The 14,776-nt window shown below is 52.5% G+C and carries 14 protein-coding genes, 8 tRNA genes and 2 rRNA genes; all 24 read right to left on the minus strand.

The window, feature by feature from the left end:
- Positions 1–129 (minus strand): 16S ribosomal RNA (locus ACVBDQ_RS12555); the annotation flags it as partial.
- 352 nt (positions 130–481) lie between these two features.
- Positions 482–554, minus strand: a tRNA-Ala gene (locus tag ACVBDQ_RS12560).
- 12 nt (positions 555–566) lie between these two features.
- Positions 567–640: transfer RNA gene (locus ACVBDQ_RS12565), tRNA-Pro, on the minus strand.
- 4 nt (positions 641–644) lie between these two features.
- Positions 645–718, minus strand: a tRNA-Arg gene (locus tag ACVBDQ_RS12570).
- Positions 719–721: 3 nt separating this feature from the next.
- Positions 722–807: transfer RNA gene (locus ACVBDQ_RS12575), tRNA-Leu, on the minus strand.
- Between the two features lie 16 nt (positions 808–823).
- A tRNA-Gly gene (locus ACVBDQ_RS12580) sits at positions 824–898 on the minus strand.
- A gap of 11 nt (positions 899–909) precedes the next feature.
- Positions 910–994, minus strand: a tRNA-Leu gene (locus ACVBDQ_RS12585).
- Between the two features lie 10 nt (positions 995–1,004).
- Positions 1,005–1,080: transfer RNA gene (locus ACVBDQ_RS12590), tRNA-Lys, on the minus strand.
- 412 nt (positions 1,081–1,492) lie between these two features.
- A tRNA-Val gene (locus tag ACVBDQ_RS12595) sits at positions 1,493–1,568 on the minus strand.
- An 8-nt stretch (positions 1,569–1,576) separates the two neighbouring features.
- Positions 1,577–1,693: ribosomal RNA gene (gene rrf, locus ACVBDQ_RS12600) — 5S ribosomal RNA — on the minus strand.
- A gap of 221 nt (positions 1,694–1,914) precedes the next feature.
- Positions 1,915–3,399: a lysine--tRNA ligase gene (gene lysS / locus ACVBDQ_RS12605; RefSeq protein ID WP_011229589.1), complete on the minus strand. Its 1,485-nt coding sequence runs from the start codon at positions 3,397–3,399 to the stop codon at positions 1,915–1,917.
- A gap of 90 nt (positions 3,400–3,489) precedes the next feature.
- Positions 3,490–4,491 carry a tRNA dihydrouridine synthase DusB gene (dusB, locus tag ACVBDQ_RS12610; protein ID WP_011229588.1) on the minus strand — a complete coding sequence of 334 codons (1,002 nt, stop codon included), beginning with the start codon at positions 4,489–4,491 and terminating at the stop codon, positions 3,490–3,492.
- Between the two features lie 16 nt (positions 4,492–4,507).
- Positions 4,508–4,729: a helix-turn-helix domain-containing protein gene (locus tag ACVBDQ_RS12615; protein WP_011229587.1), complete on the minus strand. Its 222-nt coding sequence runs from the start codon at positions 4,727–4,729 to the stop codon at positions 4,508–4,510.
- A complete protein-coding gene (folK, locus tag ACVBDQ_RS12620; RefSeq protein WP_011229586.1) occupies positions 4,681–5,208 on the minus strand; it encodes a 2-amino-4-hydroxy-6-hydroxymethyldihydropteridine diphosphokinase in 528 nt (175 codons plus the stop codon). The genes ACVBDQ_RS12615 and folK overlap by 49 nt, the downstream gene beginning before the upstream one ends.
- Complete coding sequence (folB, locus tag ACVBDQ_RS12625) at positions 5,209–5,589, minus strand: dihydroneopterin aldolase (protein ID WP_446663243.1); 381 nt, start codon at positions 5,587–5,589, stop codon at positions 5,209–5,211.
- Positions 5,561–6,412, minus strand: a complete 852-nt coding sequence (gene folP, locus ACVBDQ_RS12630; RefSeq protein WP_011229584.1) for a dihydropteroate synthase — start codon at positions 6,410–6,412, stop codon at positions 5,561–5,563. The genes folB and folP overlap by 29 nt, the downstream gene beginning before the upstream one ends.
- Positions 6,412–7,287, minus strand: a complete 876-nt coding sequence (pabC, locus tag ACVBDQ_RS12635; RefSeq protein WP_011229583.1) for an aminodeoxychorismate lyase — start codon at positions 7,285–7,287, stop codon at positions 6,412–6,414. Before pabC ends, folP begins: the two co-directional genes overlap by 1 nt.
- A 5-nt stretch (positions 7,288–7,292) precedes the next feature.
- Positions 7,293–7,868: an aminodeoxychorismate/anthranilate synthase component II gene (pabA, locus tag ACVBDQ_RS12640; protein WP_446663244.1), complete on the minus strand. Its 576-nt coding sequence runs from the start codon at positions 7,866–7,868 to the stop codon at positions 7,293–7,295.
- Between the two features lie 5 nt (positions 7,869–7,873).
- Positions 7,874–9,295: an aminodeoxychorismate synthase component I gene (pabB, locus tag ACVBDQ_RS12645; RefSeq protein ID WP_011229581.1), complete on the minus strand. Its 1,422-nt coding sequence runs from the start codon at positions 9,293–9,295 to the stop codon at positions 7,874–7,876.
- Positions 9,296–9,409: 114 nt separating this feature from the next.
- On the minus strand, positions 9,410–10,336 hold the full coding sequence (cysK, locus tag ACVBDQ_RS12650; RefSeq protein ID WP_011229580.1) for a cysteine synthase A: 927 nt from the start codon (positions 10,334–10,336) through the stop codon (positions 9,410–9,412).
- 86 nt (positions 10,337–10,422) lie between these two features.
- Positions 10,423–11,307, minus strand: a complete 885-nt coding sequence (hslO, locus tag ACVBDQ_RS12655; protein WP_025039044.1) for an Hsp33 family molecular chaperone HslO — start codon at positions 11,305–11,307, stop codon at positions 10,423–10,425.
- Between the two features lie 14 nt (positions 11,308–11,321).
- Entirely contained in the window at positions 11,322–12,098 is a 777-nt protein-coding gene (locus tag ACVBDQ_RS12660; protein ID WP_011229578.1) for a type III pantothenate kinase, read from the minus strand.
- A gap of 127 nt (positions 12,099–12,225) precedes the next feature.
- On the minus strand, positions 12,226–14,124 hold the full coding sequence (gene ftsH / locus ACVBDQ_RS12665; protein WP_011229577.1) for an ATP-dependent zinc metalloprotease FtsH: 1,899 nt from the start codon (positions 14,122–14,124) through the stop codon (positions 12,226–12,228).
- 94 nt (positions 14,125–14,218) lie between these two features.
- Complete coding sequence (gene hpt, locus ACVBDQ_RS12670) at positions 14,219–14,764, minus strand: hypoxanthine phosphoribosyltransferase (RefSeq protein WP_012820458.1); 546 nt, start codon at positions 14,762–14,764, stop codon at positions 14,219–14,221.
- Positions 14,765–14,776: the final 12 nt, after the last annotated feature.

Here is a 14,776-nt window from a genome sequence, read left to right on the forward strand (position 1 = left end):
TTGCCCACGTGTTACTCACCCGTCCGCCGCTGACCAAATCAGAGCAAGCTCCGATCCGGTCCGCTCGACTTGCATGTATTAGGCACGCCGCCAGCGTTCGTCCTGAGCCAGGATCAAACTCTCCAAAAGAAAGTTGATTGGCTTTTTGCTTCAGCCGCAGCACCAAAGGCGCTAAACGACCTCCGCTTTTCGTCGCGCTTCGTTTCGTTCAGTTTTCAAGGAACGAGACCTCTTCTTGAACTTGCTTCGTTGCAGTCTTGCGCCGAGGAACCCAATTCCCCCGAATTCACTAGAAGACACAGGCGCAAAGTTGCTGCATTGAAACAACTTCTCTGCTGGTTTTCGTCGAAGAATCCCGCTTCTCTCCATTCACTTGCAGGACACAAGGTTGCTACTTTAGTTTGCTTCTCTGTAATCCTACCGAGGAACCTCACGTCTTCAAATTCCCTTGCAAGCGGCAGGCACAGACATAAAGCAACAGTGGAGCCTATCGGGATCGAACCGATGACCTCCTGCGTGCAAAGCAGGCGCTCTCCCAGCTGAGCTAAGGCCCCATATATCCGCTATCGGGAAGACAGGATTTGAACCTGCGACCCCATGGTCCCAAACCATGTGCTCTGCCAAACTGAGCTACTTCCCGCCAACGCGCTCGAGAGGATTCGAACCCCTAACCTTCTGATCCGTAGTCAGATGCTCTATCCAATTGAGCTACGAGCGCAAGTGCCGAGGGCCGGACTCGAACCGGCACGGTAGTGACCTACCCCAGGATTTTAAGTCCTGTGCGTCTGCCAATTCCGCCACCCCGGCTAAATGGGCAAATAAATGGAGCGGAAGACGGGACTCGAACCCGCGACCCCCACCTTGGCAAGGTGGTGTTCTACCGCTGAACTACTTCCGCTCGAATCAACATGCGGGTGAAGGGACTCGAACCCCCACGCCCGTAAAGGGCACTAGACCCTGAATCTAGCGCGTCTGCCAATTCCGCCACACCCGCAAATCAATTGTGGTGAGCCATGGAGGACTCGAACCTCCGACCCTCTGATTAAAAGTCAGATGCTCTACCTACTGAGCTAATGGCTCATAGTCAAGTATACACTCACAATGAACGATGTCCCTTCCTCTGCTAGCATATTCGAAGATGTCGGATGCGTCGGGACAACTCGAAGCAAATCCGAAGATGCTTCGCTCGTTGCTCTACCTACTGAGCTAATGGCTCATGGTTAGGATAACACTCTACAGCTTCGTTTCACTCTACCTGCCTCTTCCTCTCCCAGCTGTTTCACAGATGCCTAGTGCGTCGAGGCAACTCGAAGCAAACTCGAAGATGCAGCGCTCGTTACTGAGCTAATGGCTCATAGTCAAGTATACACTCACAATGAACGATGTCCCTTCCTCTGCTAGCATATTCGAAGATGTTGGATGCGTCGGGACAACTCGAAGTAGATTCAAAGATGTAATACTCGTCACTGAACTAATGGCTCATAATAGGTGATGGTGGAGGATGACGGGATCGAACCGCCGACCCCTTGCTTGTAAGGCAAGTGCTCTCCCAGCTGAGCTAATCCTCCACAGGATTGCCTAGCGACGACCTACTCTTGCAGGGGCGCTGGCCCCAACTACCATCGGCGCTGGAGGGCTTAACTTCCGTGTTCGGGATGGGAACGGGTGTTTCCCCTCCGCTATCATCACTAGACAATCAACAGACAAGTTATATTATAATTAAATTTATTTATTTGTCAACTAGATCCTTGTTTTTGATTAGTGCTGTCATTTCAACGTGCTATCATAATATAACACGTTGGGAGTGGTTTGTCAACTCGACTTCCTGTGTTTGTTTTTCAACAAAACAACGACAACTATTTTTACATAAATGAAAAGCCCCCTGCTGCTTGTCTTTGCAGGGAGCGATCAAATTTATTTATGACGCATTTGCGGGAAAAGCAACACGTCGCGGATCGACGGTGAGTTCGTCAGCAGCATGACCAGACGGTCGACCCCGATGCCAAGCCCGCCTGTTGGCGGCATGCCGTACTCGAGCGCTTCAAGGAAGTCTTCGTCCATTTCATGTGCTTCATCGTTTCCTTGTTCACGCTCTTTCAGCTGCGCCTCAAAGCGTTGGCGCTGATCGATCGGATCATTCAATTCGGTAAAGGCGTTGGCATGTTCGCGCCCGACGATAAACAGCTCAAATCGGTCGGTAAAACGCGGGTCGTCCGGATTTTTCTTGGCCAACGGTGAAATTTCAACCGGATGGCCATAAATGAACGTCGGCTGAATGAGGTGAGACTCGACTTTTTGTTCAAAAAATTCGTTGACAATATGGCCAAACGTCATATGTGGAGCAACTTCCACTCCGTGTTCTTTCGCCAGCTCCCGCGCCTCTTCGTCGCTCATCTGCCGCCAGAAGTCGACGCCGACATATTCCTTGATCGCATCGACCATATGGAGGCGCCGCCACTCGGGCGTTAAGTCGACGACATGCTCGCCGTATTGAATTTTCGTCGTTCCAAGCACTTCAGTGGCAATGTGGGCGATCAAGTTTTCCGTTAGTTCCATAATGTCGCGGAAATCGGCGTACGCCTCGTACAATTCGAGCATCGTAAACTCCGGGTTATGGCGGGTGGAAATGCCCTCGTTCCGGAAAACGCGGCCGATCTCGTACACTTTTTCCAAACCGCCGACGATAAGCCGTTTTAAATGGAGCTCGATAGCGATTCGCATATAAAGCGTCATATCCAATGCGTTATGATGCGTAATGAACGGGCGCGCCGCAGCGCCTCCAGCCACAGCGTGCATCATCGGCGTTTCAACTTCCAAATAGCCACGGCTGTCAAGATACCGCCGCATCGATTGAATGATCAAACTGCGGGTGATGAACGTCTTTTTGCTCTCCGGATTCATAATTAAATCGAGATAACGCTGGCGATAGCGTTGCTCTATGTCTTTCAAACCATGGTATTTTTCCGGCAGCGGACGCAGCGCTTTCGTCAAAAATTCGTACGACGACACCTTGATGGAAAGTTCACCAACTTTTGTTTTAAACATTGTGCCGCGCACGCCGACGATATCGCCAAGGTCAGAGATTTTAAACAGTTCGTACTGCTGTTCGCCAACATCGTCTTGACGGACGTAAATTTGAATCTGCCCGGTGACATCCTGGATATGGGCGAACCCGGCTTTTCCTTTGCCGCGCTTTGTCATGATGCGGCCGGCGACGGCGACTTCAATTTGCTTTTCTTCAAGTTCCTCTTTCGACAAATCACCGTACAGTTCGAACAGTTCTTGCGCTTTATGAGTGCGCTCGAACCGTTTGCCAAACGGGTCGACACCCAATTCCTCAATTTTTTTCAGCTTTTCCCTGCGGACGCGCAGTTGGTCGTTCAATTCTTCATGACTCATACCTCATTCACTCCATTTAGCGATTTTTTACGAAAAATACTGCCAGCGCTCGCTGGCAGTCCTCCGCTGCATGAACGTCATCTCCGTTGTTTAAACGGCTTCGGCGTTCGCCGCTGCTTGGACTTCCGCTTCCTCCGCCACGCGAAGCAACAGTGCGGCCAGTTCGTCCCGCGTTTCACATTCATTGATGGCGTTGCGGATTTTCGCTGCGCCGCGAATGCCTTTTAAATACCAAGCAGCGTGTTTACGCATTTCTTTGACGGCGATATATTCGCCTTTTAAGGCAATTAATCGGTCTAAATGCAGCAGGCAGACATCGATTTTTTCCCTCGGCGTCGGTTCCGGGATGAGCTCTCCAGTTTCTAAATAACGGACAGTGCGATAGATCATCCAAGGGTTTCCAAGCGCCGCCCGTCCGATCATGACGCCGTCGACCCCTGTTTCTTCAAGCATCCGCTTTGCATCTTGAGGCGTTTTGACATCTCCGTTGCCGATAACCGGGATGTTGACGGCTTCTTTCACTTGCTTGATGATGTTCCAGTCCGCTTTTCCTTCATACATTTGCACCCTTGTCCGTCCGTGGACGGCGACGGCCTTCCCGCCGGCGCGCTCAACGGCTTGAGCGTTTTCGACGGCGTAAATGTGCTTTTCATCCCAACCGATCCGCATTTTCACCGTGACCGGTTTTTCAACGGCATCGACGATCGCGGCAACGACATCATAAATTTTATTCGGGTCAAGCAGCCATTTCGCTCCAGCGTCGCAATTCGTAATTTTCGGCACTGGGCAACCCATGTTGATGTCGATGATATCTGCATTCGTATTTTTATCGACAAATTTCGCCGCTTTGACGAGCGTTTCTTTCTCGCCGCCGAAAATTTGCAAGCTGATCGGCTTTTCCCGTTCATCAATATATAACATGTTTAACGTCTTTTCGTTGTTGTATACGATTCCTTTGTCGCTTACCATCTCGGCGCATACAAGCCCGGCGCCGAATTCTTTGACGGTCAGGCGGAACGCGGAGTTGCATACGCCTGCCATCGGAGCGAGCACGACGCGGTTTTTAATTTCGACATCGCCAATGCGAAACATCGCAGATGCCTCCTTTCTACTTGTTCGATTCGAGTTTCGGCGGCGCCAGTTCTTCCACCGATATATTCAGCCGTTCGGCGATTTGTCCAACGAGCGAATCGGACGGCATCCGGTTCCCCCGTTCAATTTCACCAAGGATCGATACGGAAATGCCTAGTTCTTTCGCCAGTCTTTCTTGCGTATATCCTTTCAACTTTCGAAAAGCGCGAATACGTCTTCCCCATCTTTCCGCTTCCATACATGAACTCCTTTTTTGTCAGGTAGTCGGCCAATGATGTCGATTAACGGCTCGGAAAGGTTCGGTATTGCCACGTGGGAGTTGACTTCAAACAACGGGATGAGCACGAACGCCCGCTCCGCCATGCGCGGATGCGGGATCGTCAGCTGCTCTGTTTCAATATTTTCATGATTATACAGCAAAATGTCAAGGTCTAACGTCCGTGGTCCCCAGCGAATTTCCCTTTTTCTTCCAAGTTGTCGTTCGATTTGCTGGGTCACGTCAAGCAAGGCAAACGGCGACAACGTGGTCGCCACCTCGATCACCATGTTTAAAAACTTGCCTTGGTTGACATAGCCGACCGGATCGGTTTCATAAATCGATGAGCTCGATGTGATAAAAATTTCCTGATGATGATGGAGCGCTTCAATGGCAGAACGCAAATAGGAAACACGATCTCCGAGGTTGGAGCCTAAAGCGAGATATGCGATGTTTTCCATTTAACGACCCCTATCAATTTCGACTGCGACATGTTGATAATGGCCGCGAATCGGCGGATTCGGCTTCGTCACTTTGACAATGCAGCGCTCGACAACAGGAAAGGCAGCGAGCAAGTCGGCGGCGATCGCTTCAGCGACCGCCTCGATCAAGGCGAACATCCGCTCCTCAACGATCGCCCGGCAGCGCTCGTACACATCGGCGTAGTTGACGGTATACTCAAGACAATCGCTCCGCCCGGCAGGCTGCAAGTCGAGCTCCAACGTCACATCGACCAAAAATCGCTGGCCGAGGATGTTTTCTTCGCGAAACACCCCGTGGTAGCCGTAAAACTCCATGCCTTGCACATAAATTTTATCGATGACCGCTCTCTCCCTTCCCAAGCATAGCATCCATCATTTTGGCCATGCGGGCAATCGGCAATACATCATGGACTCGGACGATGTGCACCCCTTTCATGATGCCGAGACAAACGGTCGCTCCTGTTCCTTCGACCCGCTCCTCGACAGGCACGCCGAGCACATGGCCGATAAATCGTTTGCGCGACGTGCCAAGCAAAAGCGGATAGCCGAGAGCGGCAAATTCATCAAGGCGCCGCATCACCTCCAAGTTATGCTCGACCGTCTTGGCGAAGCCGATCCCCGGATCTAAAATAATGTTCTCATCTTTCACACCCGCCTCTTTGACAATGCGAATGCTTTCTTTCAAATCGGCGATCATGTCGGAAATCAAATCGCGATAGGCCATATCGCGGCGGTTGTGCATTAAAATGATCGGCGCGCCGTACGTGGCGGCGACGCGGGCCATATCAGGGTCCGCCTTGGCTCCCCAAACGTCGTTGATGATGTGCGCCCCGGCTTCCATGGCTTGCCGCGCCACTTCCGCTTTGTACGTGTCAATTGAGATCGGTACACTCACCGCCTTAGCAATCGCTTTTACCGCCGGAATGACGCGGCGCAATTCTTCATCAAGCGGCACTGGATCCGCCCCCGGACGAGTTGATTCACCGCCGATGTCAATGATGTCTGCTCCTTCCGCCACGAGCCGCTTCGCGTGCTTGACCGCGTTTTCCACGTCGTAAAACCGGCCGCCGTCGGAAAACGAATCGGGCGTGACGTTGACAATGCCCATGATCAACGTTTTTTTGTTTAAGTCAAGCTCATGCCCGCGGCATTGAAGCCGAAGAGGGCGCATCGATGTTGTCATCAGTCGTTCATCCTTTCCGCCAATTCGTTCCTCGTCCATAACCGATGGGTCAAGCGTCGGTAATGGTGCTGCAAGGCCCGGACCACCGGACCATTTTTTCCTTGGTAAACGCAATGGCCAATGCGGCAAAGGGGTACAATTTCCTGCACAGAGTTGGTGATAAATGCTTCATCAGCCTGCAACAAATGGGACAGCGGATATACCCCTTCTTCAACTGGGATGCGCAACTGCTTGAGCAAAGCAATGATGAATTGTCTTGTGATGCCGTTTAATATGCCGACAGCCGGCGCTGGCGTGTAGACGATGCCGTCTTTCACCCAAAAAATATTGGAAACGATCCCCTCCGCTACCGCACCATCTGAATTCAAAAAAATTCCTTCCGCATGAGGTCGATGTCCGAGCTCCCATTTCCCAATCATATTGTTTAAATAATGGTGCGACTTTAGTCGCTCATTGCCTTCCGGGCTGTTTCGCCTTGCCGCGAGCACCACCCCTTCTTTTCCTTCCGGAGGGACGGGCGGCGGAAGCGGCTTCATATAGACGATGACGGTCGGGTTTCGGTAACGTTCGATCGGCAAGCCGAGATCGCCGACCCCGGCCGATACATTGAAGCGCACATAAGCGTCGCGCAAGCCATTGGCCTCGAGCAACTGCTCGATGATCGCCACCGCTTCGGCGCGGCCGAACTGCCTTTCGATGTGAAGCTCAGACAGCCCTTTGTTCAATCGGGCCAAATGATCGTCAAGCAAAAAAGGGTGGCCGCTATACGTGCGGAATGTTTCAAATAAGCCGAGCCCATATAAAAAGCCGTGATCAAACGCTGATAACTGCGCTTCTTCGCGCGGAACGACCGCGCCGTTGATATACACGTACATGACTGTCACGCCTTTTTATACGTGTTGATAAAGTTTTTCAACAGTTGCATCCCATGGCTTGTCATAATCGATTCCGGGTGAAACTGCACGCCTTCCACCGGCAGCGTTTTATGGCGAATCGCCATCACTTCATCCTCTTTCGTCCAAGCCGACACGACGAAACAGTCCGGAAGCGTCTCTTTCTCGACGATAAGGGAATGGTAGCGCGTTGCCGTAAACGGGTTCGGCACGCCGCAGAAAATCGTCTCCCCATCATGGTAGACGGACGATGTTTTCCCGTGCATCAGCCTTGGAGCGCGGACAACGCGGCCGCCGAACGCCTGGGCGATGGCTTGATGCCCGAGGCAGACGCCGAAAATCGGAATTTGGCCGGCAAAGCGATCGATGACTTCCAGGCTGACCCCTGCCTCATTCGGTGTGCATGGACCGGGGGAAATCATGATAAAATCGGGATGAAGCCGCTCAATCTCGTCCACCGTAATTTCGTCGTTCCGCTTTACGAGCAGCTCTTCGCCTAAAACCCCTAAATATTGCACCAAATTGTACGTAAACGAATCATAGTTATCGATCATGACGATCATCATTCTCACCTCATGCTCGGAAATAATGCCTCTGCTTCGCTCAGCTCTTTCGCTTTCCAAAGGGCAGCCGCTTTCTTTACACATTCCTTGTACTCATGCTCTGGGTTGGAATCGATGACGATGCCCGCTCCTGCCTGTACATGCGCCAATCCGTCTTTGACGACCATCGTTCGAATGGCGATGTTTAGCTCCATGTTTCCTTGAAAATCGATCCAACCGATCGAGCCCGTGTACAAGCCGCGGCGGACCGGTTCCAACTCTTCAATAATTTCCATTGTTCGCACTTTCGGGGCGCCGGTGATCGTCCCGCCGGGAAACATGGCGCGAATGACGGAAAACGCATCGTGCTCCATCGTCATAGTGCCGGATACGTGAGAAACGATATGCATCACATGAGAATACTTTTCGACGGTCATCCATTCGTCAACTCGAACCGTCCCGTATGCACAGACGCGCCCAAGGTCATTCCGTTCAAGATCAACGAGCATGGCGTGCTCGGCCCGCTCCTTTTCACTCGCAAGCAACTTGCGAGCAATTTGTTCATCCTCTGCCGCCGTCCGACCGCGCGAACGTGTGCCGGCAATCGGCCGCGTCTCAAGACGCCATCCCCGCTTGCGGACGAGCAACTCCGGCGAGCCGCTGACGACTTGAAATTCCGGGGTATGCAAATACGCCATGTAAGGGGACGGATTCAGCATCCGCAACTGCTTGTAGACGGCAAATGGATGCGTCACCAGCGGCTGCGACTGACGCACCGATAAGTTGACTTGAAACACATCGCCCGCCGCAATATAGCGTTGCACGCGGCGAACCGCATCCATAAACCTCTCTTTTGTCATTGAAACAGACGGCGCAGCTGTCGAGGCAGCAAGCGGCCAGACCAGCGCTTCATTCCGATCCTCGAGCCACATCCGTGCATGCCGCGCAAGCCGCCGGTTTGCTTCGCTTTCCTCCCCTTCATTCGCGTAGGCAAGCAAATGAAGCTGTTCAGTTTGGTGATCATAAATCGCTACGTCGTCAAAGAGGAAAAAATACATGAGCGGCAGCCGCAAATCATCTTGCGCGAGCACCGGGAGCCGTTCCATATAGCGAACCGCATCATAGCTAATGAAACCGATCAGCCCGCCTTGGCAAGGCAACGACTCCCCCTCATCCGGCACGGCGAAACACCGAAGCCATTGCCGGAGCCCTTCGAGCGGCGAGCCATCCAGCACCGTTTCAACCCCGCGCTGCTTGATGATGAGCCGCCGCTCGTCAGCGCGGATCACTCCGATCGGGTCAAGGCCGATAATGCTGTACCTTCCCCCTTGGCCGCTCTCAAGCAACACATGATGAGGCCGGCTATAGGCCAGCTGTTCGTACTGGCGGAACCAATCCCGTCCGCGATAATCGATAGTTCGTTTCAGTCGCCTGCGCCGCTGTTCCATCCTCGTCAGCTCCTTACGATGTCCATAGTTACTTTTATTGTACAATGATTGTCCGTCTGGGTCACCATCCTCGTAAAAAAATTCGACAGGGTTGCCCCTGCCGAAAAAGTCTGCTTAGTCTTCAAATTGGTAAAGAGGCGTGCTCAAATAACGTTCGCCGTTGCTCGGGATGATGGCGAGCACTTTTTTCCCTTTGCCGAGCTCTTTCGCCACTTTCAATGCCGCATGAATCGCAGCACCGGACGAAATGCCGCCGAGAATGCCTTCCTCGCGAGCCGCGCGGCGGGCCGCCGCAAACGCTTCTTCCGTCGTTACCGTAATAACCCCATCGTAAATGCTCGTATCCAAAATATCTGGAACAAAGCCAGCGCCGATCCCTTGGATTTTGTGCGGGCCCGGTTTTCCTCCCGACAAGACTGGGGAATCGGCCGGTTCAACGGCGTAAATTTTAATGTTTGGGTAAGCTTCGCGCAACACTTTGCCTGCTCCGGTGATCGTTCCGCCCGTGCCAACGCCGGCAACAAACGCATCAAGCTGGTCGCCCATTTGCTCCACGATCTCTTTCCCGGTCGTCAAGCGATGGATTTCCGGGTTCGCCTCGTTTTTAAATTGCTGTGGCATAAAGTAGCCGTGCTCGCGGACGAGCTCTTCCGCCTTTGCGATTGCTCCGCGCATCCCTTGTGCACCCGGTGTGAGCACAAGCTCGGCTCCATACGCCCGCAGCAGGTTGCGGCGCTCCAAGCTCATCGTATCCGGCATGACTAATACCGCCTTATATCCTTTCGCCGCCGCGACCATCGCCAATCCGATCCCAGTGTTGCCGCTTGTCGGCTCAACGATCGTGTCGCCCGGCTTCAGCTTGCCCGCTTTTTCCGCCGCTTCAATCATCGCCAACGCAATCCGGTCTTTGACGCTGCTGCCCGGGTTCATAAATTCCAGTTTCAAATACACATCCGCGCTGTCTTCATCAACGATGCGGTTCAGTTTCACGGCCGGCGTATCGCCGATCAATTCGGTTATCGAGTTGACTGTGCGTGCCATTGTTCCACCTCTAATCCCCATTAATTTTATCGACTTTGTCTCCAATGTATCAACTATTGGCGTAATTGTCAATCATTTTACTGTTTTCATTCTTTTTTTGCGAGTTGTTTCAACTGTTCCAGCTCCGCTTTGTCGAAATGGTACGTTTCATTGCAAAAATGGCACGAAGCTTCCGCCTGCCCTTCTTTGTCGATGATGTCTTGGATTTCCTCGGGCCCTAGGCTGATAAGGGCATCAGCGATCCGCTCGCGCGAACAGCGGCAGACGAATGACACCGGCATCGTCTCGAGCACACGGACGCCTCCATCTCCCAACAGTTGTTCGAGCAGCTGTTCCGGGCTGAGCCCTCTTTCGATCATGCGCGACACGGGCGGAATTTGTTTCAGCCGCTCTTCAATGCGAGTGATCGTGTTCTCCTCCGTCCCGGGCATCAACTGGATAATAAATCCTCCGGCGGCTCGGATGGTATGGTCGGGATTGACGAGCACCCCGACGCCAACCGATGACGGAATTTGTTCGGACGAAGCAAAATAATACGTAAAATCATCGCCAAGCTCCCCGGAGATAAGCGGCACTTGTCCGGTGAAAAAGTCGCGCAGCCCAAGATCCTTCACAACCGTCAACATCCCATTTTTGCCGACCGCCCGTGCCACATCAAGTTTCCCATGCTCGTTCAGCTCAAAATGTACATGTGGATTCGTTACATAGCCACGCACTTCCCCTCTGGCGTTGCTGTCAACTAAAATGACGCCGATCGGGCCGCCGCCGTCAATTTTAATCGTCAACGTTTCCTCGCCTTTCAGCATCGCTCCCATCATAACACCGGCGGTCAACGCCCGGCCGAGAGCCGCTGAGGCGGTCGGCCATGTTTGGTGGCGGCGTTGCGCCTCGGCGACAGTTTCCGTCGTTCTTGCGGCATACGCTCTCACTTGTCCATTGTAAGCGAGTGCTTTTACTAAGTAGTCTCCCATCTTCATCAAGCCTTTCATCCTTTTTTCTCGGTGTTTTTCTCGTACAACAATTTTAAGCCAGTCAGCGTCAAAAACGGATCAACGACATCGATGATGTCCGATTCGCTGGCAATGAGCGGAGCCAAACCGCCAGTAGCAATCACCTTCGGCGGGATTTTGCTTTTCGCCTTCATTCGCGACACGATGCCTTCCACTTGTCCGACATAACCGTATAAAATGCCGGCTTGCATGGCGCTGACCGTATTTTTGCCGATGATATCATCCGGGCGGGCGATTTCAATGCGCGGCAATTTCGCCGCCCGCGCGAACAGAGCCTCTGTCGAGATCATAATTCCCGGGGCAATGGCCCCTCCCATATATTGTTTATGTTCATTAATATAACAATACGTCGTCGCCGTGCCAAAATCGACGATAATCAGCGGACTGCCGTACAAATGGATGCCGGCGACCGCGTTGACAATCCGGTCGGCGCCCACCTCACGCGGATTGTCATATTTGATGTCGAGCCCGGTTTTAATGCCCGGACCGACGATGAGCGGTTTGATATGGAAATATTTTAGACACATGCGTTCAAGAGCAAACATAATCGGCGGCACGACCGAGGAAATGATGATGCCTCGAATGTCGGAAAACTGCAAGCCGACATGGTTCAAGAGCGCTTTGATCATCATGCCGTATTCGTCTTCCGTTTTCGAGCGGCTTGTTTCAATGCGCCAATGATGTTTCAGTTCGTCCCCGTCATACACCCCTAACACCGTGTTTGTATTGCCGACGTCCAATACAAAAATCATCGCTTCATTCCTCGCTTTTCCTCGATAAATTCCCATTCTTTATCATATCATACTTACGGGAAAAAAACTGTCCTTCTTTCCCTGGGCCGCCGGCAAAAAAAAAGATGCCTCCGAACAGAGACATCGATTACTCCTCTTTCTTTTGGATGTTGATTTTCACATCGCCGTCGCTTTTGCCGGACTCCTCGCGCCCGTTCCGGTCTTTGGGCAGCGTGCCATGTTCGAACAAATGTTTAATTTGCTCCGCATCGAGCGTCTCGACTTCCAACAGCGTGTTGGCGATCAAATCCAATTTGTCCCGATGTTGGGTCAAAATTTGTTTCGCTTTTTCATAGCACTCTTTAATGATGCGCTGAATCTCTAAGTCAATTTCATAGGCGATTTTGTCGCTGTAGTTTTGCTCGTTGTGTAAGTCACGTCCTAAAAACACTTGCCCGCTCGGTTGGCCGAATTGAAGCGGACCAAGCTTTTCGCTCATACCAAACTCCGTCACCATCCGGCGCGCGATGTTTGTCGCCCGTTGAAAATCGTTGTGGGCCCCTGTACTCACTTCATTGAACACGATTTCCTCGGCAACGCGCCCGCCGAGCAGTCCGGTGATTTTATCCATCAGTTCGGCTTTCGTCATAAAGTAGCGGTCTTCTTTCGGCAGCATGACCGCATAGCCTCCGGCTTGGCCGCGCGGCACAATCGTCACTTTATGCACCATTTCCGCATCGGCGAGCACCATGCCGATGACCGTATGCCCAGCTTCGTGAAACGCGACGATGCGCCGTTCTTTTTCCGAAATGACGCGGCTTTTTTTCGCCGGTCCGGCAATCACCCGGTCCGTCGCCTCGTCGATGTCGCTCATATCAATTTTCTTTTTGTTGCGGCGCGCTGCAACGAGCGCCGCCTCATTCAGCAAGTTTTCCAAGTCGGCGCCGGAAAATCCAGGCGTCCGCATCGCGATCGTCTTCAGGTCAACGGATTCATCGAGCGGCTTGTTGCGGGCATGCACGCGCAGCACCGCTTCGCGCCCTTTGACGTCCGGGCGGTCGACGGTAATCTGCCGGTCGAAGCGACCCGGGCGCAACAGCGCCGGGTCTAAAATGTCCGGCCGGTTGGTGGCCGCGATAATAATGATCCCTTCGTTGCCGTTAAAGCCGTCCATTTCGACAAGCAGTTGGTTGAGCGTCTGCTCACGCTCGTCATGGCCGCCGCCAAGGCCGGCGCCGCGCTGGCGGCCGACGGCGTCGATCTCATCAATGAAGATGATGCACGGGGCATTTTTTTTCGCCGTCTCAAACAAGTCGCGCACCCGCGATGCCCCGACCCCGACGAACATTTCCACGAAATCCGACCCGCTGATCGAGAAAAACGGCACGCCCGCTTCTCCGGCAACCGCGCGCGCCAACAGCGTTTTCCCGGTTCCAGGCGGCCCAACGAGCAATACCCCTTTCGGAATGCGGGCGCCAAGTTCCGCAAACTTGCGCGGATCTTTTAAAAACTCGACGATTTCCACCAACTCTTCCTTTTCCTCATCTGCCCCAGCCACATCGCGGAAGCGGACTTTCCGCTTGTCATCCGTATACAGCCGCGCCCGGCTTTTGCCGAAATTCATCACCCGGCTGCCGCCGCCCTGTGCCTGGTTCAAAAGGAAGAAGAACAAAATAAAAATAATAACAAATGGGATGATGGAAGTGAAAAACGTCACCCATCCGCTCGTTTCGTCCGCTGGCACGACTTCCACCCGCGTCCGCGCCGCCGCCGCATCGATGCGGTCAAGCACTTTGTCACTGTTCATGACGTAGGTGGAAAAGTACTGCCCTTCGCTATATGTTTTCAACTGGCCTTTGATTTCATATACGCCGCGCTCCGGCTTAATGGAAAACGACTTGACATCCCCGTTTTCCAGATGAGTGATGAACGCATCGTACGTCATCGGCTCCGTTCGCTGGTTCGTGCCGTTAAAAAAGCTGACGACGCCGATCACGACGAGGAAAATCAGCAAATAAAAGATGGTATTGCGGAAAATCCGGTTCATTTCTTGCCTCCTCCCATATGAAACACACTATACTCAATACTATCATAGAAATTTGTTTCAATACAAACAATTCGGCCGTCGCCCAGCAACCGTTCTACTTTTGGTACACTTCCGGCTTTAAGACGCCGATAAACGGGAGGTTGCGGTATTTTTCCGCGTAATCGAGCCCATAGCCGACGACGAATTCATCCGGGACGGTAAATCCGGTGTAATCGGCTTGAATGTCCGCCTTCCGTCCAGACGGCTTGTCAAGAAGCGTGACGATTTTGATCGAATTCGCCTTCCGGTAGCGAAACAAGTCGACCAAATAGCTGAGCGTCAGCCCACTGTCAATAATATCCTCAATGATCAAAATATCCCGTCCTTCGACGGAGGTGTTCAAGTCTTTGACGATTTTCACTTCGCCGGATGAAACGGTCGCATTGCCATAGCTTGATACGTCCATAAAATCCATTTCTAAATATGTATCAATATGTTTGAGCAAATCGGCCATAAACGGCATCGCCCCTTTGAGAACGCCGACAGCGAGCGGAAAACGGCCTTCATATTCTTTCGTTAACAAACCGCCGAGTTCTTTGACTTTTGCCTGAATTTCCTCTTCAGTGATCAACACTTTTTGAATATCGTCTTTCATCCCCATCTTATTTTTCCT

The organism is Geobacillus sp. CCR (assembly GCF_052906625.1).

Bases quoted from the DNA above. Each gene is read 5' to 3' on its own strand.
- ACVBDQ_RS12660 (WP_011229578.1), bottom strand. From the start codon at position 12,098: ATGATTTTTGTATTGGACGTCGGCAATACAAACACGGTGTTAGGGGTG.
- pabA (WP_446663244.1), bottom strand. From the start codon at position 7,868: ATGATCGTCATGATCGATAACTATGATTCGTTTACGTACAATTTGGTG.
- hslO (WP_025039044.1), bottom strand. From the start codon at position 11,307: ATGGGAGACTACTTAGTAAAAGCACTCGCTTACAATGGACAAGTGAGA.
- cysK (WP_011229580.1), bottom strand. From the start codon at position 10,336: ATGGCACGCACAGTCAACTCGATAACCGAATTGATCGGCGATACGCCG.
- ftsH (WP_011229577.1), bottom strand. From the start codon at position 14,124: ATGAACCGGATTTTCCGCAATACCATCTTTTATTTGCTGATTTTCCTC.
- pabB (WP_011229581.1), bottom strand. From the start codon at position 9,295: ATGGAACAGCGGCGCAGGCGACTGAAACGAACTATCGATTATCGCGGA.
- hpt (WP_012820458.1), bottom strand. From the start codon at position 14,764: ATGGGGATGAAAGACGATATTCAAAAAGTGTTGATCACTGAAGAGGAA.
- ACVBDQ_RS12615 (WP_011229587.1), bottom strand. From the start codon at position 4,729: ATGGAAGCGGAAAGATGGGGAAGACGTATTCGCGCTTTTCGAAAGTTG.
- folP (WP_011229584.1), bottom strand. From the start codon at position 6,412: ATGACAACATCGATGCGCCCTCTTCGGCTTCAATGCCGCGGGCATGAG.
- dusB (WP_011229588.1), bottom strand. From the start codon at position 4,491: ATGTTTCGCATTGGCGATGTCGAAATTAAAAACCGCGTCGTGCTCGCT.
- pabC (WP_011229583.1), bottom strand. From the start codon at position 7,287: ATGTACGTGTATATCAACGGCGCGGTCGTTCCGCGCGAAGAAGCGCAG.
- lysS (WP_011229589.1), bottom strand. From the start codon at position 3,399: ATGAGTCATGAAGAATTGAACGACCAACTGCGCGTCCGCAGGGAAAAG.
- folK (WP_011229586.1), bottom strand. From the start codon at position 5,208: ATGGAAAACATCGCATATCTCGCTTTAGGCTCCAACCTCGGAGATCGT.